At 69.8% G+C, this 19,742-nt stretch carries 20 protein-coding genes and 3 pseudogenes; 13 read left to right on the forward strand and 10 right to left on the reverse strand.

Going from position 1 to position 19,742, the window contains the following annotated elements; translation table 11 throughout:
* The first annotated feature begins 195 nt into the window (after positions 1 to 195).
* Positions 196 to 831: a DUF3105 domain-containing protein gene (locus ACFV7Q_RS17390; protein WP_385429209.1), complete on the forward strand. Its 636-nt coding sequence runs from the start codon at positions 196 to 198 to the stop codon at positions 829 to 831.
* A gap of 41 nt (positions 832 to 872) precedes the next feature.
* On the opposite strand, the gene ACFV7Q_RS17395 is transcribed toward ACFV7Q_RS17390, so the two are convergent.
* Complete coding sequence (locus ACFV7Q_RS17395) at positions 873 to 1,499, reverse strand: TetR/AcrR family transcriptional regulator (protein WP_385429211.1); 627 nt, start codon at positions 1,497 to 1,499, stop codon at positions 873 to 875.
* Between the two features lie 55 nt (positions 1,500 to 1,554).
* On the opposite strand from ACFV7Q_RS17395, the gene ACFV7Q_RS17400 reads away from it, so the two are divergent.
* On the forward strand, positions 1,555 to 2,574 hold the full coding sequence (locus tag ACFV7Q_RS17400; RefSeq protein ID WP_385429213.1) for a saccharopine dehydrogenase NADP-binding domain-containing protein: 1,020 nt from the start codon (positions 1,555 to 1,557) through the stop codon (positions 2,572 to 2,574).
* 53 nt (positions 2,575 to 2,627) lie between these two features.
* Here ACFV7Q_RS17400 and ACFV7Q_RS17405 read toward each other — a convergent pair.
* Positions 2,628 to 3,040 (reverse strand): annotated as a pseudogene (locus ACFV7Q_RS17405) (four-helix bundle copper-binding protein).
* A 252-nt stretch (positions 3,041 to 3,292) separates the two neighbouring features.
* The gene (locus ACFV7Q_RS17410) at positions 3,293 to 3,832 is read right to left on the reverse strand and encodes a DUF4396 domain-containing protein (protein WP_385429215.1); all 540 of its coding nucleotides are present in this window, start codon (positions 3,830 to 3,832) and stop codon (positions 3,293 to 3,295) included.
* A 252-nt stretch (positions 3,833 to 4,084) separates the two neighbouring features.
* Between ACFV7Q_RS17410 and ACFV7Q_RS17415 the strand changes: the two genes are divergently transcribed.
* Positions 4,085 to 4,522 carry a hypothetical protein gene (locus tag ACFV7Q_RS17415; protein ID WP_385429217.1) on the forward strand — a complete coding sequence of 146 codons (438 nt, stop codon included), beginning with the start codon at positions 4,085 to 4,087 and terminating at the stop codon, positions 4,520 to 4,522.
* An 87-nt stretch (positions 4,523 to 4,609) separates the two neighbouring features.
* On the forward strand, positions 4,610 to 5,302 hold the full coding sequence (locus tag ACFV7Q_RS17420; RefSeq protein WP_385429219.1) for a hypothetical protein: 693 nt from the start codon (positions 4,610 to 4,612) through the stop codon (positions 5,300 to 5,302).
* A 94-nt stretch (positions 5,303 to 5,396) separates the two neighbouring features.
* Here the strand turns inward: ACFV7Q_RS17420 and ACFV7Q_RS17425 are convergent, their stop codons facing one another.
* From ACFV7Q_RS17425 to ACFV7Q_RS17435, 3 genes are all read right to left on the reverse strand, one after another.
* The gene (locus tag ACFV7Q_RS17425; protein ID WP_385429222.1) at positions 5,397 to 5,669 is read right to left on the reverse strand and encodes a cation transporter; all 273 of its coding nucleotides are present in this window, start codon (positions 5,667 to 5,669) and stop codon (positions 5,397 to 5,399) included.
* Positions 5,666 to 6,760: a sulfite exporter TauE/SafE family protein gene (locus ACFV7Q_RS17430; RefSeq protein ID WP_385429224.1), complete on the reverse strand. Its 1,095-nt coding sequence runs from the start codon at positions 6,758 to 6,760 to the stop codon at positions 5,666 to 5,668. The genes ACFV7Q_RS17425 and ACFV7Q_RS17430 overlap by 4 nt, the downstream gene beginning before the upstream one ends.
* Positions 6,761 to 7,293: 533 nt before the next feature.
* Positions 7,294 to 7,869, reverse strand: coding sequence for a TetR/AcrR family transcriptional regulator (locus tag ACFV7Q_RS17435; RefSeq protein WP_385429226.1), 576 nt, complete (start codon positions 7,867 to 7,869; stop codon positions 7,294 to 7,296).
* Positions 7,870 to 7,989: 120 nt separating this feature from the next.
* On the opposite strand from ACFV7Q_RS17435, the gene ACFV7Q_RS17440 reads away from it, so the two are divergent.
* Entirely contained in the window at positions 7,990 to 8,211 is a 222-nt protein-coding gene (locus tag ACFV7Q_RS17440; RefSeq protein ID WP_385429228.1) for a hypothetical protein, read from the forward strand.
* Positions 8,211 to 8,927 (forward strand): hypothetical protein, encoded by a 717-nt coding sequence (locus ACFV7Q_RS17445; protein ID WP_385429229.1) that lies wholly within the window; start codon positions 8,211 to 8,213, stop codon positions 8,925 to 8,927. Before ACFV7Q_RS17440 ends, ACFV7Q_RS17445 begins: the two co-directional genes overlap by 1 nt.
* On the opposite strand, the gene ACFV7Q_RS17450 is transcribed toward ACFV7Q_RS17445, so the two are convergent.
* A complete protein-coding gene (locus ACFV7Q_RS17450) occupies positions 8,892 to 10,358 on the reverse strand; it encodes an MFS transporter (protein WP_385429231.1) in 1,467 nt (488 codons plus the stop codon). The two genes, ACFV7Q_RS17445 and ACFV7Q_RS17450, sit on opposite strands and share 36 nt — an antisense overlap.
* Positions 10,359 to 10,499: 141 nt before the next feature.
* Here ACFV7Q_RS17450 and ACFV7Q_RS17455 point away from each other — a divergent pair, with 141 nt between their 5' ends.
* The 3 genes from ACFV7Q_RS17455 (at position 10,500) to ACFV7Q_RS17465 (ending at position 12,639) form a co-directional block, all read left to right on the forward strand.
* Complete coding sequence (locus ACFV7Q_RS17455; protein WP_385429233.1) at positions 10,500 to 10,943, forward strand: DUF6153 family protein; 444 nt, start codon at positions 10,500 to 10,502, stop codon at positions 10,941 to 10,943.
* A 79-nt stretch (positions 10,944 to 11,022) separates the two neighbouring features.
* Complete coding sequence (locus ACFV7Q_RS17460) at positions 11,023 to 11,652, forward strand: DUF305 domain-containing protein (RefSeq protein WP_385429235.1); 630 nt, start codon at positions 11,023 to 11,025, stop codon at positions 11,650 to 11,652.
* A gap of 90 nt (positions 11,653 to 11,742) precedes the next feature.
* The gene (locus tag ACFV7Q_RS17465) at positions 11,743 to 12,639 is read left to right on the forward strand and encodes a F510_1955 family glycosylhydrolase (RefSeq protein ID WP_385429237.1); all 897 of its coding nucleotides are present in this window, start codon (positions 11,743 to 11,745) and stop codon (positions 12,637 to 12,639) included.
* A gap of 93 nt (positions 12,640 to 12,732) precedes the next feature.
* On the opposite strand, the gene ACFV7Q_RS17470 is transcribed toward ACFV7Q_RS17465, so the two are convergent.
* The gene (locus tag ACFV7Q_RS17470) at positions 12,733 to 13,338 is read right to left on the reverse strand and encodes a TetR/AcrR family transcriptional regulator (protein ID WP_385429239.1); all 606 of its coding nucleotides are present in this window, start codon (positions 13,336 to 13,338) and stop codon (positions 12,733 to 12,735) included.
* Between the two features lie 116 nt (positions 13,339 to 13,454).
* Here ACFV7Q_RS17470 and ACFV7Q_RS17475 point away from each other — a divergent pair.
* A pseudogene (locus ACFV7Q_RS17475) lies at positions 13,455 to 13,883 on the forward strand (class I SAM-dependent methyltransferase); the annotation flags it as partial.
* A 2-nt stretch (positions 13,884 to 13,885) separates the two neighbouring features.
* Here ACFV7Q_RS17475 and ACFV7Q_RS17480 read toward each other — a convergent pair.
* A complete protein-coding gene (locus ACFV7Q_RS17480) occupies positions 13,886 to 16,156 on the reverse strand; it encodes a heavy metal translocating P-type ATPase (protein ID WP_385429240.1) in 2,271 nt (756 codons plus the stop codon).
* A 71-nt stretch (positions 16,157 to 16,227) separates the two neighbouring features.
* A complete protein-coding gene (locus ACFV7Q_RS17485) occupies positions 16,228 to 16,515 on the reverse strand; it encodes a heavy-metal-associated domain-containing protein (RefSeq protein WP_385429242.1) in 288 nt (95 codons plus the stop codon).
* A 185-nt stretch (positions 16,516 to 16,700) separates the two neighbouring features.
* Here ACFV7Q_RS17485 and ACFV7Q_RS17490 point away from each other — a divergent pair, with 185 nt between their 5' ends.
* From ACFV7Q_RS17490 to ACFV7Q_RS17500, 3 genes and pseudogenes are all read left to right on the forward strand, one after another.
* Complete coding sequence (locus tag ACFV7Q_RS17490) at positions 16,701 to 17,630, forward strand: hypothetical protein (RefSeq protein ID WP_385429244.1); 930 nt, start codon at positions 16,701 to 16,703, stop codon at positions 17,628 to 17,630.
* A gap of 667 nt (positions 17,631 to 18,297) precedes the next feature.
* Positions 18,298 to 18,939: pseudogene (locus ACFV7Q_RS17495) on the forward strand (hypothetical protein); the annotation flags it as partial.
* 288 nt (positions 18,940 to 19,227) lie between these two features.
* The gene (locus tag ACFV7Q_RS17500; RefSeq protein ID WP_385429246.1) at positions 19,228 to 19,728 is read left to right on the forward strand and encodes a hypothetical protein; all 501 of its coding nucleotides are present in this window, start codon (positions 19,228 to 19,230) and stop codon (positions 19,726 to 19,728) included.
* Positions 19,729 to 19,742: the final 14 nt, after the last annotated feature.

The following is a 19,742-nucleotide window of genomic DNA, read 5'->3' on the forward strand; positions in this document are numbered from 1 at the left end:
GAGAGCCAGTGGTGTAGCCGTCCCGGTGACACCGGGCCCGCTGCATTGCAGGTCAAGTGCCGTACGGGTGCGCGGTTGTGCCCCGTTTCAGCGGTCGCGGCCTGCGGCCACCGTCCTTAAAATGGAGAAGGAGGTAAGGCCGCCGACGACGGACTCCCGGCCGCCGGTGCACCGCACCCAGGAGGTGCGCAGCACATGAGTTCCCGCAGTCCGAGAGGCGAACCCGAGTCGCGTCGCACGCGCATCGAGGAGATGCGGCGTGCTGACCGTACCCACGAACGCCGGAGGAAGATCACCATTGCCGTCGTCTCGGCAGTGGTCGTGGCCGCTGCGGGCGTGGGCATCGGATACCTCGTCTCGGCCTCCGACTCCTCCGAGCAACGACAGGCAACGGCCGTCGCTGGCGAGAAGACCTGGCAGGGGTTGAGCCGGAAACACGTAACCACGGACGTCTCGTACCCCATGGCCCCACCCGTTGGCGGGGACCACCACCCGGTCTGGCAGAACTGCGAAGGCGACGTCTACGACAAGCCGCTGTCGGACGAGAACGCGGTTCACTCGCTCGAGCACGGCGCCGTGTGGGTCACGTACACGGACAGGGCGAGGGCCGCCGACATCAAGACGCTGGCCGACCGTGTGTCGAAAACGCCGTACACGCTCATGAGCCCCTACCCGGCCCAGACCGCGCCGATCACGCTCTCGGCCTGGGGGCACCAGCTGAGCGTGAACGACGCCTCCGACTCGCGCATAGCGCAGTTCTTCGAGCGCTACGTCCAGGGCCCGCAGACTCCCGAGCCGGGAGCTCCGTGTGGCGGCGGGAAGTCTTCGTAGTTCACGCCCCGGCGCCCCTCCAACGGACCGCCGCCCCTTCCTCAGGGCAGGAGTTGGCGCGCGAGAGAGTCCGCAGCCCACCGTTGCCATCGCTCCGGCGCCCACTGGCGGTCGGTCACCAGCAGGCCGTACGTCTCGGGGCCGAGCACGGTCATCGAGATGTCGGCGGCTGACTCGGCGTCGTGGCCGTCACGCAGACCACCGGGGATCTTGGCCTCCAAGGCCTGAGCGAAGTGGAGTTGGACCATGTGCCGCTGGCGGAGATTGGTCCGCCACAGCTCGGCGAGTTCGGGTTCGGAGGTGGCAGCACCGCGTACGACCTCCAAGACCGACGCGGCTCGTTCCAGGATGCGGCGCGCACCTGCCGCCTGGAGGCGGAGTTGCGCCGCCGGGTCGGGTTCAGCAAGGAGTTCAAGGGCCCAGGGGCGATCGAGGGTTGCGACCGGATCCGCGTCGCCGGCGACGGCAGTGTCCAGAAGCTCCTTGAGCAGGGCGCGTTTGTTCCCGAAGGTGAAGTACACGGTCTGTACGCCGACCCCCGCGCTGCGGGCGATCTCGTCGATGGTCGTGCCGGCCCAGCCCCGTTCGGTGAACAGCCGCTCTGCGGCGTCGATCATCCGCAGTCGGGTCCGCCTGGCCTTCTCCGCCCTGGTCAATGACTCGGCCATGGAATCCACCCCTCCTCTTTGACTGTAGTCGCACTACAGTATACTTCACTGGAGTATGACTACAGTGAACTCACGCACCACCGGACGGGTTCTCGTCGTCGGCGGCTACGGAGCCGTGGGGTCGACGGTGACCGACACTCTCGCCGAGTGGCTGCCCGGTCATGTCGTCCCCGCGGGACGGGATGAAGTGAAGGCGCGGCGGCTCGGTGGGGTGCGCGTGGACGTCGGCGACCCGGACGGATTTCGGGAGGTGCTGGACGAGCTGGGCGACGTCAGCGTCGTTGCGCTGTGCGTCGAGCCGGAGGATGCGGGGCTCGCCCGGATCTGCCTCGAACGCGGAATCCACCTCGTGGACGTCGGAGCGACCCATCGACTGCTCGACGAGGTGACAAGCCTCCACGAAATGGCGGCCGGGGCAGGGGCCACGGCCGTGCTCAGCGTCGGGGTCGCCCCCGGGCTGACCAATCTCCTCGCCCGACGCGTCAACGACGCCGTCGGTGGTGCCGAGCGGATCGACCTGACCGTGCTGCTCGGCGCGGGAGAGCGTCACGGCACTGACGCGGTGCGGTGGACGGTAGCCGGCCTGGGCGAGCCCGTTACCGCCCGCGCCCGCCGGGTGCCCCTCCCCGGGTTCGGCGTCCGGACCGCCCACCCGTTCCCGTTCTCCGACCAGCACACCCTGCGGCGCACCCTCGGCGTCCCGGAGGTGACCACGCGGCTATGCCTGGACTCCAGGTCGCTGACTGCTTCGCTGTTCACGCTCCGCCGGACGGGACTACTTCGCGGCGCTCGAGGCGCACGCCAGCAGCAGCTGCTGACCAGGGTCTTCAGCCGCGTACACCTCGGCGGTGACGGGTTCGCGGTACGGGCCGACGCCTACCGCGGTGAGCGCCACGCGACCCTGTCCCTGACCGGAAAGGGTCAGAGCCGGGCGACCAGCCTGGTGGCCGCCCACGTCGTCCGCACCCTCTTCATGCAGGACGTGCCAGCCGGCGTCCACCACCTCGACCAAATGGCGGCGCTGGCCGACCTGCCGGAGCAGCTGGCCGCGCACGGCATCACAGCAGCCGACTGACCCCGAGACGAGGCGCGCATCAGGCACGGGCCCCCATTCGGTTGACGACGCCGTCAGCCGAGAGAGGCCATCAGGTCGTTGCACGCCTCTTCGCAGGAGCGGCACGCCTCGGCACAAATACGGCAGTGTTCGTGCATCTCGGCGTGGGAGGCACATTCGTCCGCGCACGCCTTGCAGGCGACAGCGCAGGCGGCGAGAAGGGCACGGGTGATGTTGGCGTCGTAGCCGGTGTGGCGGGAGAGGACTGCGGCGGTCGCGGTACACATGTCGGCACAGTCCATGTCGGTGCGGATGCACTTGGTGAGGTCGCCCACCATCCCCTCGGACAGACAGGCGTCGGCGCAGGCAGTGCAGTGCCTGGGCGCAGGCGAGACACTCCTCTATGCAGCGGGCGAGCTTGTTCTGGTCGACGTTCCCGAGGTCGGCCCGGGTAGCTGTGCAGCATGTCCTTGACGGGCGCGTTCATGACGACACCCTCGCTTTCCCGCCGCCGGCCGGAGGTGAGGTGCGCCTTCGACGAAGCCGTACGGCGTTCTACGGCCAGGATCGCCCCCCGCCCCTGACGGCGCACCGCAGCACCGCGATCAGAGAGAGGGCCTGGACCGCGCTGCGCCTGGTGCTGGCCGGTCTCACCGCCAGACTTCCGGCGGCTGCTGCGCAATGCAGGCCCGCGCCCTGAGCTGGGGCTCGGGCGCGGGCCTGTATGCAAGGCGTGCGGTCAGTGGTAGGCGTGGACGACGGCGTGGCCCTTGCCGCGGCCGATCATCCACTTGTTCACCGGCGTGGTGATCAGGAAAGCGACGGCGAAGCCACCGAGGAGCGCGTACCAGAACAGGCCGTCGCTCAGGTGAGCGTCCATGGCACCCGGGACGAGAGCGATGATGCCGTTGTCGACGAGCTCCATGACGGCAATCGAGACGGTGTCGGCGGCCAGGGCGACCTTGATGGCGGCCTTCCAGCCCAGGCCGGCCTTGCGGACGGCATAGAGGGTGAAGGAGTAGCCGAAGAAGAAGGCTAGCCCGATCGCCAGGACCATGGTCGGGGCGTTGTGCCAGGCCAGAGCCGTACCGATGACCATGCCCAGGATCTCGCCGATGGCGCACCCAGTGAGGCAGTGGAGGGTCGCCTTCGCGGCCATCGACCAGGTCGTTCCTCCCCCGGCGTGGACGTGCCCCGCGTGGTGCGCATGCCCGGCGTCGTGCAGGTGGCCCGCGTGGTCGTGCGCGGACGTTTCCACGTGGTGTGCGGAGTGGTCCATTTCTCTCGCCTCTTCCTCTTCGAGCGTGAGCCCCCGTGGCCTAACACTCCCAACCATATACCCCTGGGGGGTATATGGCGAGGGGATTTCTTCAGTCGATCAGGGCCGCCCTTCGGCGCCAGCCAGCCACCTGTGGGCATGCAGTGACGCCGCGCAAGCAGATCCACACCCGATGTGATCTACCTCTCATCGCCAAGGCGGGACGCGCTCCCGTTGCCATTTCGCTACCAAGGCCCCCTAGGGTCATGCAGCGTGATTTCAGGCAGGGTCCGTCGCGGCCACCACAAGGGGGCGTTGCTGCTGGCAACGGTCTTCGTGGTGGTGTTTGCCGTGTTCGCGATGCATGCACCGACCTCCCATCTGCAGGCCCACAGCGGGCACGCTGCCGCGTTGCCGGTCATCGATGCAGGGGAGAGGGCTCCGCACGCCCACTCTGACGTTGCTCTCCAGGACGCCACCGAAACACGGCACATCCCCGACCACGACTCCCCCTGCAACCACGGCGGGGCCGGAGAGGTCTGCCTGGCCCTGCTGTACCTCGTCGCCGCCCTGCACGCGTTCGCGCGTGTACGTGGGGGCTCCGACCGCATCCTCGACGTACTCCGCCGTTGGTCAGCACCCGTGCACCGCTGGGTCAGCCGCACCGGCGACCCACCGTGCCTACACCGACTTTCGGTCCTGCGCTGCTGAGAGCTGCAGCCGCTCCACGCCACACCACCGGTGCCGGCGTGGCTTCTGCCTGCTCTCACTCAGCAAGATCTGAAAGGCCGTACCCGCATGACCACAGCTCTCAAGCCCGAGCTCCACGAGACTCCCCCCACGAGGCATCGCCGCCCCACCTTCGACAAGAAGTCACTCCCCGCTCGCTACAGCGGCCAGATGCTCTACTTCATGGGCGCCGCCCTCATCGCCGGCGCCGTCGTCCACTACCCGATCAACCCGTCGCTGTACGCGATCATCTGCGCCGTCGGCGCCTTCGTGTTCCTCCTGGGCACCATCGTCAACGAGTTCGTGCTGGCCGATGAGCGTCCGGCTGTGGGCCAGGCGTTCTCCCTGGTCGCGTTCTCCCTGCTGCTGTCCTTCGGCGTCGGCATGGTCGGCGGCGGCATCCAGCACTTCGAGCAGTTCCCCGAGCGCAGCGCCTGGATGACCCCCATCGGCCTGCTCATGTCGTACGTCGCGTTCGTCGCCAAGGACTCCAAGGGCCGCTGGCGACACCTCGTCAGTCCGTTCGCGGCCGTCGTCGTCGTGATCGCGGCCCTCACCTGGCTGGGTATGACCGCCCTCGCCGGCACCATCAGCTCCGACGGCCACAGCCACGACCACGGCTCCACGACCCAGACCCCCGCAGAGCCGGACCAGGCTCCCGCTGAGCAAGGCCAGCCGACCAAGGCACCCGCCGGGCACGACAACCCGACCAAGGCACCCGCCGCGCCTGAAGGGGACGGCCATTCGTCCCACAGCCACTGACCCTGGTCTGGCAACCGCATAGCCGTACTACCGGGCCCAGCGTGAACCACGCTGGGCCCGTGGTCTTGCCCATGTCCCTTGCGAAGCGGCTTCCTCAGTTGATCGGAACCGCTCGGTAGCCGGCGCGCTCGACGGCCGCAACCAGCTCGTCCGTGTGCACGGCACCCGGCTGATCGAGCTGGACCACGGCGCGGGCACACCGCAGGGACGTGCGGGCAGAGCGCACGCCGACGAGTTCCTCGAGCTCCTCGTCGACGAGGAGTACGCAGCTTGAGCAGTGCATGCCCTCGATACGCAGAACGACCACTCCGGGGTCAGCGGCCTCACGGTCGACCTTCGAGCCCTTGCGGCGGCGCAGCCAGCTCATGCCCGGTCCCCCTGGAAGTCGATGGTGCCGCCCTGCATGCCCATGGCGCAGGAGAAGAGGAGCTTGCCCGGCTTGCGGGCGCCGAGGTCGATGCGCGTGTCGCCGTTCTTCTTGACGATCTCCTCGACGCCAAGCTCGGGAATCGTGAAGGCGCGGGCACAGCCCCCGGCATCAGCACCGCGAAGGACGAGGGCGGTGGGCACGTCGGCCTTTGCCGTGAAGACGGTGGGCATGTAGAAGTCGGTGACGGTCAGGACGATGGTCTGCTTGCCCGATGCGTCGACGGTGACTGGTTCCTGGGGCGCGCCGGTCTTGGGAGCCGCCTGGGGCGAAGGGAGCACTGCGGCCGGGACGCTGCCGACGGCCGATGCGGCCGATGCGGTCGTGGCGGTCGTGGCGGTCGGGAGCCAGCCTCCCGCCTGCAGTCCTGAGGAGATGGTCCAGACTGCGATGGCCGCGACGATGATTCCGGTGACGCCCGCCAGGTAGCTGGAGACGTTCTGGCTGGCGCGGCGGAAGACGTATCCGATCAGCGTGAACAGCGGGGCGGTGCCGATCACGAAGCCGGCCATGACGGCCGCTCCCGCGACTGCTGAGCCGGTCGTGACCGCGATCAGCTCGACGGACAGCGTCACTCCGCACGGGATGAGCACGGTGGCGAAACCGAGGGCCGCGGGCGCGAGCCGCGAGGACGACTTGGTACGGCCTCGGACGAGCCGCCCGAAGGCGGCCGGCGGGCGCGGCACGAGCCGGGACACCGCCTTGACGCCCAGGAGATCCAGGGCGAAGAACACCATCAGCAGTCCGGCCGCGATCAGTAGGACCGCCCGGGTGCGGGGGCTGGGCTGGAGGGCGGAGCCGAAGATGCCCAGCAGGACGCCGAGGGTGGTGTGGGATAGCAGCTTGCCGGCGAGGAAGGCGCCCACCGGGGCGAGCGGTTCGGCTGCCCGCCGGGGGGCGCCAGGGTTGGCGGTGGTGCGGCGGGAAACGGCCCCGGCGAGGAGGCCGCCCTGAACAGCGGCGCAGGAGGCGCCGCCGGCCAGCAGGCCCGTGCCGGCGCCGCTGAGCAGCAGGCTGAGAGTGGAGGACATGCGAGAACAACTCCGAGCGAGGAGAGGCACGCGCGCATGACGGCGTGCCGGAATGGTCGGACGTCATCGCTCCAGCGGGCAGGGCCCGGTGGAGTGGGGCACGATCAGGTCCGGCTCACGCACAGTCGGTCGAGGTCAGGTCCCCCGCGAGCAGCAGGCTGGGGAGGCGCGCGCACCGCACCGGAAGCGCCAGGCGAGAAGGAGTCGCACGGGGCCGGCTCCAGCCCGCCCGCCAGCGAGAGACCCGACGTCGGCGGGCGATCCTGCAGTGACGGCGTGCACTCCATTACGTCCATGGGGCACATGGGTGCGACGGCAGCCTGGAGCTCTCGCGCAGGTGCCTGCGGAGCCTGTGCTGCGGCCCTGCCGGCCATCTCAGGCATGGCGGACATCGCGTCGCCTGCGGCCATGGCAGGGCGGGCCAGGCCCGTCGTGCACCAGAAGAGCGCGAGCAGCACGAGCAGCCCGGCCCAGCGCCGGGCCGAAGGGTGCACGCGCTGCCCGGCCATGGAACCGGATGCTATCCATTGCCCTCAGCCGGGGTTGCGCAGGCCCGCCAGGGTGAGCTGGACCAGTCGGTGGACGGCCGCTTCGGAGGGCAGGCTTCGGGCTGCGGAGAGGGCGTGCAGGCAGTAGGTGGCGAGCTCGCCAGGGTCAGTGTCGGCGCGGAGGTCGCCGCTCGCCGCCGCCTCCGCGATCAGGCTGCTGATCAGGCCGTGAAGGTGGTCGTGCGCGTGGGCGACGTGCGGGCTGTGGTGGAGGTAGGACGCGATATCGGCGTCGTGCCCACCGCGTGAGGAGGTCAAGAGCGCGTACGCCGTCAGTACGGCCTCCAGCCGCGCAGCCGGGTCGCCCGCCTCGTCCCGTACCTGATTGAGGTGGTGCAGGTGATGGTCGACCTGTCGTTCGTGCCAGGCGCCCAGGATCGCCTCGACGTCGGAGAAGTACTTGTAGAGCGTCGCCCTTCCAATGCCTGCCTGCTCGGCGATCTGGGACATCGTCACCGCTCTCAGTCCGTGATCGGCGACGAGGGCGGCAGTGGCATCGAGGATCGCCTCGCGCACCTCGCGACGGTGCGTCTCGATCGTCTCGTTCCACAGCTTCGGCATTCGCCCAGCATACAGTTCGACGCCATCGATACACTGGGATCGACATCGAGACACACTGTCTCGCAAAATGCGGAATACAGTCGTCCGACATCGAGAGCGGTACGCCGAGGAGGAGTCTTCATGGACGGGACCACCGGCAGCGGTGACAGAGGCCCAGGCATGCCCCGCTGGGTGAAGATCTGCGGCGTCGCCGGAATCGTCGTGGTGCTGGTGATCGTGGTGATGCTGCTGGTCGGCGGCGAGCACAGCCCCAGCCGCCACATGCACGGGGCCGGTCCGGGCGTCGTGGGCTCCACCGTCGTCGTCGCCGCCGGGAGCGCCCTGTCCGGAGTCGGGTTCTGATGGCCGTCTCGGCGCGGTTGCGGAAGACGGCTCTGGTCACGCACATCGGCGCGAGCGTCGGCTGGCTGGGCGCGGTCTTCAGCTTCCTCGTCCTGGCGCTGGTGGGTGTCACCAGCTCCGATCCCGGCGTCGTGCGCGGGGTGTACCGGATCATGGAACCGGTGGCCTGGCTCACGCTGGTGCCACTGGCCTTCGCGTCACTGATCACGGGACTGGTGCAGTCGTGGGTCACGCCCTGGGGCCTGCTGCGGCACTACTGGGTACTGTTCAAGCTAGGCATCACCGTGGTCTGCACCGGAGTACTGCTGCTGTACATGCGGACCTTCGAGGCAATGGCGCAGGGCGCAGGCGGCGGCATCCGATGCGCCGATCGAGACAGTGCGCAATCCGTCGCCGCTCCTCCACGCGATTCTCGCCCTGCTGGCCCTGGCTGCCGCGATGGTGTTGTCAGTGTTCAAGCCGAAGGGCGTGACGCGCCGCGGGCGGCGGCGGCCTGTCGGGGCCGGCACAGTCACCTCCGCGCACTGAACCCTCCGCACCGGCCTTCACCCAAGGCGCTCATGGCTTCCCACAGCCCTGGCAGGCGCACCTTCGCGTACGCACGTGAGTCACGCAGCGCGGACGCACACACAGCGGTGCGGCCGACGGAGCCCCGCTGGCAGCACCGCTCCTCCCCTCCGTCAGTTCTTGTCGATCAACTGCCCGCGCCGTTCTGACTCCTCTTCCACCGCCGCGGCAGGCTCCACCGCCACCCCAGCTGCACTCGGCCGGCTCCGCATCAGCGTCAGGGTGGCCAAGGCGCCGACGGCGGCGATACCCGCTGCGGCCAGGAAGGCGGCGCTGAACCCGTCGGTCAGGGCAGGCAGGTCACCGAGTGCCCCGGCGCCCTGCGAGGTGGCGAGTGCGGTCAGGGCGGCAAGGCCGAGGGCGGACCCGACCTGGTAGGTGGTGTTGACGATGCCGGAGGCGAGGCCCGCCTGTTCCTGCGGGGCACCGGCCATGGCCGACATCAGGGTCGGGATGTAGGCCAGGGCCATACCGAGCGCGGCCACCAGGGAGGCGGGCAGGACGTCGACGAGGAAGCTGCCGGTCGGGCGAGCCGCCGCCAGCCACACAAGGCCGGCGGCCAGCACGAGCAAACCACCCGCGATCAGCGGCTTGGGTCCGAAGCGGCCAAGCAGCCGCGCCGTGACCGTGGTCATGAGCAGCATCAGCAGACCGGTCATAGGCAGCAGCGCCGCTCCGGAGGCGAAAGCACCGTAGCCGAGCACCTGCTGCAGGTAGAGGTTGAGGAAGTACCACATCGGGATCCAGGCCGCCCCGAGCAGCGCCGTCGCCAGGTTCGAGACGCCCAGACCAGGAGTGCGCCAGATGCCGAGCGGCATGAGCGGCGCCTTGGAGACACGCTGGATCAGTACGAACACGGCCAGCAGCGCCAGACCGGCCAGGAGTTCGACGAGGGTCGCGGCCGAGGCCCAGCCGGCTTCGGGGGCGCGGACGACAGCGAAGACGGTGAGCGCGAGCCCTGCGGTGACGGCGGCCGCGCCGAGGACGTCGACCCCGCCTCCGCGGCGGGCGCTGACGGCCGGAAGGAGGCCGGCGGCAAGGAGAGTGGCGATGCCGATGGGGATGTAGATGATGAAGACCCAGGGCCAGCTGGCCCACTCGGTGAACACCCCGCCCAGGAAGACGCCCGCCGTGCCGCCGGCCGGTGCGGCGGCGCCGTAAAGGGCGAGGGCCTTGCCGAGCTCCTTGGGGTTCTGCCCGAAGAGCATCATCAGCAGGGTCATGGAGGCAGGTGCGATGAGCGCGCCGCCCACACCCTGCACCGCACGACCTGCGACCTCCACCCAGGCGGTGCTCGCGGCCGCAGCGACGACGGATCCGGCAATCAAGACGCTCCAGCCGGCCACGAAGACCCGCCGGGCGCCGATGAGGTCGGAGAGGCGATCGCCCAGAAGGAGCAGTCCGCCGAAGGCGACCACGTAGGCGTTGAACACCCACTGCAGGTCGCCCTGGGAGAAGCCCAGGTCGCGCTGCATCTCGGGCAGGGCCACGCCAATGATCGACGTGTCCATGATCACCATGAACTGTGCGGCGGCGAGCACTCCCAAGGCCCACCAGCGACGCGGATTGACGGTAGGCATGACTACTCCCTCGGAGGATCCCGCATACCCCCCTGAGGTACCTGAGGAAGGGAACCGTATACCCCCCGCGGGTATTTCCTCAAGAGGCAGGAATTCCGGCCTGGCTTCGCCCTCTGCGGAAGGGGCCCTTACGATGCCGGTATGGATCAGCAGGCGAAGCGCGCGATGAAGCCCCTCGGGCTGCGCTCCTACCTCCTGCTGGTTTTGGCCGTACTGGCCGGCCTCGTGGCCATGCACGGCCTGGGGCCCGGCGCCGTTGCGGCTTCCGCCGCCGCACCCGGGTGCGCGGCCGCCCACGAGACGGCCACCACGCACGGCGCCCCTGCCGCCGCCGAGCACGCGATGAAGTACGACGCCGCCGTACATGCCGACGAGCCAGCCGGCGACGGGAGCGGCGGGCACGCCCAGCACGCGGACGCGACCTGTGCCGCCGCGGGCACGGCGGGCACGCCGGTCCTCCCCTCCCCGGCCGCCCCCAGCGTCGTCACTGCCACGCGGGCCCTGGGGCCCGGGATCCACGTGAACGGTGCCCTCAGTGGACGCGCGCCACCGTCACTGAGCGAACTGCAACTCCTGCGTATATAGGGCGGCCCCGAGCTCTCGGACCGGCCCATGCCCCGGCACGCCCATCCGGGCGCGCCTTCACCGCAGGAGTTGCACCACCATGACCACCAAGCGTTCCCTGATCCGCCGCGCCACCGCAGTGGCCACGACCGCCACCGCCGCCCTCGCCCTCGCCGCCTGCGGCGGGAACGGCGACGACACCGGTTCGGCCCACAACGGCCACAGCACCGCTTCGCCGTCCGCGTCCGCCCCGGCACAGCAGGGCGACCACAACGCCACCGACGTCACCTTCGCCCAGGGGATGATCCCCCACCACCGTCAGGCCATCGAGATGGCCGACCTCGCCGCGACCCGCGCCGAGTCCGCCGAGGTGAAGAAGCTCGCCGGCGAGATCAAGAAGGCCCAGGACCCGGAGATCAAGACCCTCTCCGGCTGGCTGACCTCCTGGGGCGAGCAGGTCCCGGCCGTGGGCACGGGCCACGGCGGGCACGACATGTCCGGGATGATGTCGGCCGAGGAGATGAAGCAGCTGGAATCCTCCTCCGGCAAGGCGTTCGACGCCGCCTTCCTCCAGATGATGGTCAAGCACCACGAGGGCGCGGTCGCCATGGCCAAGACCGAGCAGTCCGACGGGAAGTATCAGCCCGCAAAGGAGATGGCCGGAGCGATCATCACCTCCCAGAGCGCGGAGATCGCCCGGATGAACACCCTCCTCGGCAACAAGAGCTGACGCGGTCCAGCACGCCTCGGTGCGGGCAGCCGGTGTCGGCTGCCCGCACCCCCGCCGACCAGCCCTTCTCAAAAGTTCTGGACATCACACATGACCATCCGCTTCCGCATACCCGCGCTCGCGGTCGCCGCGACGGCCGGCGCCCTGCTCCTGACCGCCTGCTCAACCACGGACCCCAAGCCCACCGCAACCAAGGCCAGCGATCCCGACCCCGGAACTGGGCACCTCCACAGTCTCGGCGTGGACACCGCCGACGGCACCCTCTACGCCGCCGGACACCTGGGCGTCTTCCGCCTCAGCCCCACCGGCGCCGTACGAATTGCCGACCGCTACCAGGACACGATGGGTTTCACCGTCACCGGCCCGCGTACCTTCCTCGCCAGCGGCCACCCCTCCCCCACTGACCCCACCGCGACCTCGCCGCATCTGGGCCTGATCCGCAGCACCGACGCCGGTCAGACCTGGACCACCGTCTCCGCCGGCGGGGAGGCCGACTTCCACTCCCTCCAGCAGGCAGGCGCGATCCTCTACGGCCTCGACAGCCAGACCTCGCAGATCTGGGCCAGCAAGGATGGCGGCGCGACCTGGGAACGGCGCGCGAAGCTCCCAGCCGGTGACCTGGCCGCCCACACAGCGGCGCCCCAGGAGGTGTGGGCGACCACCCGCGAGGGGCTGCTGCACAGCACGGACGGCGGCACCACCTTCGAGTCGGCCCCCGGCGCACCGGCCCTGGCTGCCGTGGAGCGGCCCGCCCCGGACCAGCTGATCGGCCTCGCTGCCGACGGCAAGGTCGTGGCCAGTAGCGATGGCAGGTCCTGGACCGAACGCGGCCGCCTCCCGGGTGGTGTACGGCCCGCCGTACTCAACGCGGCAAGCCCCACCCACCTGCTGGCCGCTGACACGAACGACGCCGTCTACGAGACCAAGGACGGCGGACGCACGTGGAATGCCGTGCACCAGCCGGGCCAGGCGACCACAGGGCACTGACCTGCCCGCCGCCCTGCTTCAGGAGTACCCCTCCGGGGTGAAGCCTGCAGGGCATGGCCCTTCCCTGCAGGCCAGCCCGCGGCGGCAAGTCACTCAAGGGGCGGCCGGAGGGCTGCCGCCGAGCAGCACGGCCAGCAGCCGCCCGATGACGGTTTCCGGCTCCTCGCCGCGGCCGGGAACGCGTGTCATCAGCAGGTGATGCACCGTGCCGACCAGCGCCAGCGCGATGGTGGCGGTGTCGGCGTCCGCGGCGATCCGGCCGGCACGCTGCTCCGCCTTCAGGTAGGCAGCGAAGGCGTGCTGGATCGCGTCGAAAGCAGGCGCGCCGGCCTGGAAGCCCTCCCGGGTCCGGAGGGCAGCCGCCGGCCGCGTGAGCGCCAGACCCACCACCGCGGGAGGCAGAGCACCGAGCAGGGCGAGGACGACGCTCTGGAGATTCTCCGCGACGGTGGCCCGCCCCACCTTCTCGTCCAGCGCCTCGGCCTGGCGGGCGCTGTGCGCGAACCGGTCCAGGACCAGTTCGGCGACGAACTCGTCCAGGCCGGCGAAGTGGGTGTGCAGGACACCCTTGCCGCAGTCGGCCTCAGCGGTGACGGCCCGGCTCGTGAGGCCCGCCGCACCCTCGCGGGCCACCACACGCTCCGCCGCCGCGAACAACCGCTCGCGCAGGTCCGGAATCACCACTCCACGAGGTGACACAACAGCCCCTTCCATCAAGCCCGTTGCAAGTACGGGCGATCGCCCATACTGTTTGGGCACTTGCCCATACTAGGGCCGGGGCGCCGCGCTGCGCCCCGGCGGGACGGAGTCCACTCATGAGTCGAATCGCCAACACCTCACAGGCCGAGGCCTGGAACGGCTACGAGGGCGAGCAGTGGGCCCGCGGCCAGGAGCGCTGGGACGCTATCAACAACGGCTTCAACCAGCCCCTCCTGGACGCCGCGGCCATCACGGAAACCGATCACGTGCTGGACATCGGCTGCGGGGCCGGGCGCAGCACCCGCCTCGCGGCCCAGCGCGCCACCCGGGGCCAGGCACTCGGCCTGGACCTGTCCGGTCCGATGCTGGAGAGGGCCCGCACCAGCGCCCAGCACGAAGGGGTGGAGAACGTCTCCTTCGTTCAGGGCGACGCCCAGGTGCACCCTTTCGACGCCGAGGGCTTCGACGCGGTCATCAGCCGGTACGGGGTGATGTTCTTCGCCGACCCCGGCTGCGCCGGATCGAGGGCCAGGTGTGCCCTTCGGACTCAGGAGAGGGGACGGAAGGACCGCAGGCGCAGGGAGTTGCCGACAACGAAGACCGAGGAGAACGCCATCGCGGCTCCGGCGATCATCGGGTTGAGCAGTCCGGCGGCGGCCAGCGGGAGGGCGGCGACGTTGTAGCCGAAGGCCCAGAACAGGTTGGACTTGATGGTGCCCAGGGTCTTCCGGGACAGCCGGATGGCGTCGGCGGCGGCCCTTAGGTCACCGCGGACCAGAGTCAGGTCGCCGGCCTCGATGGCGGCGTCGGTTCCGGTGCCCATGGCCAGTCCGAGGTCGGCCTGGGCGAGGGCGGCGGCGTCGTTGACGCCGTCGCCGACCATGGCGACCGAGCGGCCTTCGGACTGCAGGCGCTTGACGACGTCGACCTTGTCCTCGGGCATGACCTCGGCGAAGACCTGCTCGATGCCCACCTCGGCGGCCATCGCTTCGGCGACGGCCTGGTTGTCTCCGGTCAGCAGGATCGGGGTCAGGCCCAGGGCCTTGAGGCGGGTGATGGCTTCGGCGCTGGTGTCCTTGACGGCGTCGGCGACCTCCAGGACCGCACGGGCCTGGCCGTCCCAGGCCACCGCGATGGCGGTCCGGCCGGCGGCCTCGGCCGCGACCTTGGCTTCCTTCAACGCGGCGGGGAGTTCGATCGCCCACTCGGCCAGCAGCTTCTCGCGGCCGACGAGGACCGCGTACCCGTCGACGATTCCCTGGACGCCGAGTCCGGCGATGTTGGCGAAGTCCTCCGGGACGGGCAGGTCCCCGACCTTGCCGGCGGCACCCTGCGCGACGGCCTGGGCGATGGGGTGCTCCGAGGCGTGCTCCAGCGTGCCCGCCAGCCGCAGCACCTCGGCCTCGTCGGTGCCATCGGCGGTGTGGACGGCGAGGAGGGTCATCTTGCCGGTGGTAACGGTGCCGGTCTTGTCCAGGACGATGGTGTCGACCTTACGGGTGGACTCCAGGACCTCGGGCCCCTTGATGAGGATGCCGAGCTGGGCGCCGCGGCCGGTACCGACCATCAGCGCGGTCGGGGTGGCCAGGCCCAGGGCGCACGGGCAGGCGATGATCAGTACGGCCACCGCAGCGGTGAACGCTGCGGTCCAGCCCGCGCCGTTGCCGAGCCAGAACCCGAGGGTGCCGAGAGCCAGCGCGATGACGACGGGGACGAACACGGCGGAGATCCGGTCGGCGAGCCGCTGGGCGGCGGCCTTGCCGTTCTGCGCGTCCTCGACCAGCTTGGCCATCCGGGCGAGCTGGGTGTCCGCGCCGACCCGGGTGGCCTCCACGACCAGGCGGCCACCGGCGTTCAGGGTGGCTCCGGTGACACCGTCCCCGGCCGCGACCTCCACGGGCACAGACTCGCCGGTCAGCATGGAGGCATCCACGGCCGATGCCCCCTCGACCACCACGCCGTCCGTGGCGATCTTCTCACCCGGCCGGACCACGAAGTGGTCCCCGACCTGCAGCTCGCCGGTGGGGATCCGCTCCTCCCGGCCGCCGCGCAAGACGGTGACGTCCTTCGCGCCGAGCTCCAGCAGCGCCTTCAGCGCCGCCCCGGCCTTCCGCTTGGAACGGGCCTCGAAGTACCGGCCGGCCAAGATGAAGGCGGTGACTCCGGCGGCGGCCTCCAGGTAGATGTTCCCCGCGCCGTCGGAGCGGGCGATGGTCAGCTCGAACGGGTGGGTCATCCCCGGCGTACCCGCCGTACCGAAGAACAGGGCCCACAGCGACCACAGGAACGCCGCCGAGGTACCGATCGAGATCAGGGTGTCCATGGTGGCGGCGCCGTGCCGGGCGTTGGTGAACGCCGCCTTGTGGAACGGCCACGCCGCGTACGTCACCACAGGCGCGGCCAGGGTCAGCGAGAGCCACTGCCAGTACTCGAACTGCAGGGCCGGGACCATCGCCATCGCGATCACCGGCACGGCCAGCACGAGGGCGGTGATCAGCCGGTGCCGCAGCGGACGCAGGCCGTCCGCCTCATCCGAGCCCTCCCCCTCGGTACCACCCTCCCCGGAATCACCAGCGGCCGCCCGGGGCGGTTCGGGTTCGCGGGCGGTGTAGCCCGTGGCCTCGACGGCGCCTATGAGATCAGCGACAGTGACGTCACCTTCGTAATTGACCTTGGCCTTCTCGGTGGCGTAGTTGACCGTGGCAGTCACGCCGTCCATCCGGTTGAGCTTCCTCTCGATCCGGGCCGCGCACGAGGCGCAGGTCATGCCGCCGATGGCGAGCTCGACCTCGGCGGCGCCGGTTGCGGTGGTGGTCATGCGGAACTCCTCGTGCGGGCGGACGGCCGGGGCCCGGCGGGGCCCCGGCGATGGTAAGTGGTGGCGGCGATTCAGGCCGCGTGGCCGGTCAGCTCGTAACCGGCGTCGTCGACCACGGCGGCGATCACCTGGTCGTCCAGGGTGCTCGCGCTGATGACGGCGACCGTGCCGGAAGCGAGGTCGACCTCGATGCTGCTGACGCCGTCGACCGCGCCGATCGCGGTGGTGAGGGTGGCCTTGCAGTGGCCGCAGGTCACCCCTGCGACCGCGTACACCGTGCGGACGCCCTCCAGGACCACCGTGTCGGCGGCGCCGGCGGAGGAGCAGCTGCTGTTCGGGGTGCAGCAGGACGAGGACATGTCGGTCTCCAAACATTCAGGGCGATACCCCTGGGGGGTATCGAGCGATGACTCAGATATACCCCCTCCCCCTATCCGATGGCAAGCAATCGGCTCAGGTTGCAGAAATACCCCGGGGGGGTATCGTGGTTTGCCGTAGCACCAGCCGGCAGACCCGCCGACCCAGCACCCCAAAGGAGACGGCCATGAACACGGCAGGCAAGATCGGACTCTTCAGCGCGGCACTCGCGACCACGTTCACCGCCGCCTACACCCTCGGGGCGGCCACCGAACCGCTCACGGACCGGACCGGCAATGCGCAGCACGCCTCACACACCGAAACCAGTGCGGCCCCCACCACCGGGGACCTTCCCGGCGGACTGCAGGTCTCACAGGACGGCTACACCCTCGACGTGCAGACCCCTCGCCTGACCGCCGGCCAGGAAGCGCCCCTGCGTTTCGCCATCAAGGACGACAACGGCAAGGCAGTCACCGATTACACCAGGGCTCACGACGAGGAACTGCACCTCATCGTCGCCTCACGTGAGCTGAACACCTTCCGCCACCTGCACCCCACCCGCGCCGCCGACGGCACCTGGAGCACCCCCGTCAACCTGCTCGCCGCCGGCGACTACCGCGTCTTCGCCGACTTCACCCCCGCCAAGAAGGACGCCACCGCCCTCACCCTCGGCACGGACCTCGCCGTCGCCGGCGCCTACCAGCCCCGAGCTCTGCCCGCCCAACAGACCACATCCGAGGTCGACGGTTACACCGTCTCGCTCGATGGCAACCTCGCCGCGGGGAAGATGAGCAACCTGACCCTGAACGTCACCAAGTACGGCAAGCCCGTCACCGACCTCGAGCCCTACCTCGGCGCCTACGGCCACCTCGTCGCTCTCCGCGCCGGCGACCTCGCCTACCTCCACGTCCACCCCGAAGGGGAGCCCGGCGACGGCGCCACCAAGCCCGGCCCCGCCGTCTCCTTCATGGCCACCGCCCCCACCAACGGCACCTACCGGCTCTTCCTGGACTTCAAGCACCAGGGCACCGTCCGCACAGCCGCTTTCACCGTCCCCACCTCGGCGACAGCGGGCCAGGACAACGGCACTCACACCGACCACTCCCAGGGACACTGATGTCCAGGGGTCCACACCGGCATCGTCGCCCTCACATTCGAAAAGGGGAGAATGGCGTGACGCACTGCGCGAGCATCGACGGTGAGAGAACTCCGCAGCCAACCGCCTCCGAGGCGGTGACGGAGCCCAGCGTTTGAACCAACACCGGAGAACGGACACCTGAGTTCCGGGCGCCCGGCTGAACGTGGTCGGCTTCTAGGCTGCCCCCTTACACGGTCAGCAGAGAGAGGGACGCCAACATGTCGGAGGACAGGCAGGACGCACTGGTCGAGGCGCAGCGCGACCACTGCAGTCCACCTATGGCGAACACCCCGAGATGTACGGCCAGGACGCGTCCACGCTGGCCGTTCGCGCTGCCGCCGTGTTCCGGGCCGCCGGCGCGCAGTTGGTTCTGGAGCTGGGTACCGGGCACGGCGGCGAGGCGCTGAACTTCGCTCGTGAGGGCTTCTCCACTTCTTCACCCGCGACTTGGTCGACGCCCTGGCCAAGGGCTGGCGCCTTGAGGAAGTCCACACCTTCGAGGAAGGCGGTCTTCAGCGCAGGCTGTGGCGCATCACCCAGACCGTACCCGCGTGAATCTGCGTCCCAGGCGAGGCGCTGTCGCATCGCTTGCAGTCCAGCTCCGTCGTGACGGCCAGGTACAGCCCGTTCTCGTGCACGGGGCACGAACGGCATGTTCTCCGGCGTCGTCCTGCGCGACACCTTCAGCGGCAAGCTCCGCGAGCTCGACGTCACCGGCCTGTTCATCGCCATCGGACACGCCCCGCGCGCGGAGCTGCGCACCGGACAGGTCGACCTCGACGAAGAGGGCTACGTCCAGGTCGACTCGCCCTCGACCCGTACGAACGTCGAGAAGCCGGTCGTGCTGCCCGGATACCACCTCCAGCCGGAGGAGCACGGCTGGTTCGTTCTCGCCCAGGCCGATGCCGCAGGTCTGATGGCGTTCACCGGCGGCGGTGAACCGACAGCGCGCTACCTCACCAAGCGCCAAGGCAAGCGGCACTTCGAGACCTTCACCCACGCCGGCACCGGCATCGTCCAAGACGTCACCCATACCATCCACGGCAGGAAGTTCGTGGGCACCGATCATGTGTTCCGCCTCAACGGCGTCCGGGTGGAGGCCTTCTCCGGTCTGGCGGAGAACCTCTTCGACCACCTCCGGGACGGCAGGGTCGACCAGTACCGCCACGAGGCCCACGCCCTCCGCGACTCCTGGCCCGCCGACCCCTGGGACGCCAAGTGGCGCGGTCCCGTCTCTCTCCACCCCGACGGCACCGTCATGGCTATGCGCCGTCTCCGCCTTCGCTGATCACGACTCCTGTCAGGCCCTCGGGGAGCCGGACAGCTCCCCGAAGCCTTCGAACGGTCAACGCGTGGATACACGGGCCACCTCGCTCTACTGGGCGCCCACAGCTCTGCGGGCGAAGAGGGCCAGACGTGGATGACTTCCGGCCATTGTTGTCCGGACGCAGTGAGACACAGCCGGACGCAGGCGGACACAGCGGGACACAGTGAGACGGCTTCTGCGGTGTTCCGCCTGGCCGGTCTGCGTCTGCCTCTTGTTTTGACGGGAGCGTGCTGCGCAACACTTCACGTCATGCCGAGCTTTCAGCAGAGGAAGGCCGTGGGGGACGCCCACGAGCAGCGCATCGCCGAGGAACTGACCGCGCGGGGATGGGCGGTCAACCCGTGGGGGCAGGGAGTCCTCACCCAGCCCGTTCAAGCCGCACTCCGAAAGACCGACAGCTCCCTCCGCTGGACTCCCGACCTCCTTGCCGCTAAAGAGGGCCGCGTCGCAATGATCGACTGCAAGAGCAGCATGACAAGTCGGGCGACGCACCGTCACGCGATCGAGAGCGCCGCGGTCGACGCGCACCTCCAGCTCGTCGCGTGGACCAAGCTGCCCCTCTACTACGTGTTCGACAACCTCGACGTCCTCACCCCGTACGACGCCCTCACAGCGGGAGAGACCGGCCCCCGCTCGGTCCGAACCGGCTCGGGCGCGCCGTACTTGCTCGTACCTACGACGCACTGCCGCGCCTTCAACACCGCGTTCGGCCCGCGAAGGCATCCGTCCGTCGCACGCGACGCCGCCTGAGCCCAGCGCCGCGC

Source organism: Streptomyces sp. NPDC059851, assembly GCF_042732005.1.
GTDB lineage: Bacteria > Actinomycetota > Actinomycetes > Streptomycetales > Streptomycetaceae > Streptomyces.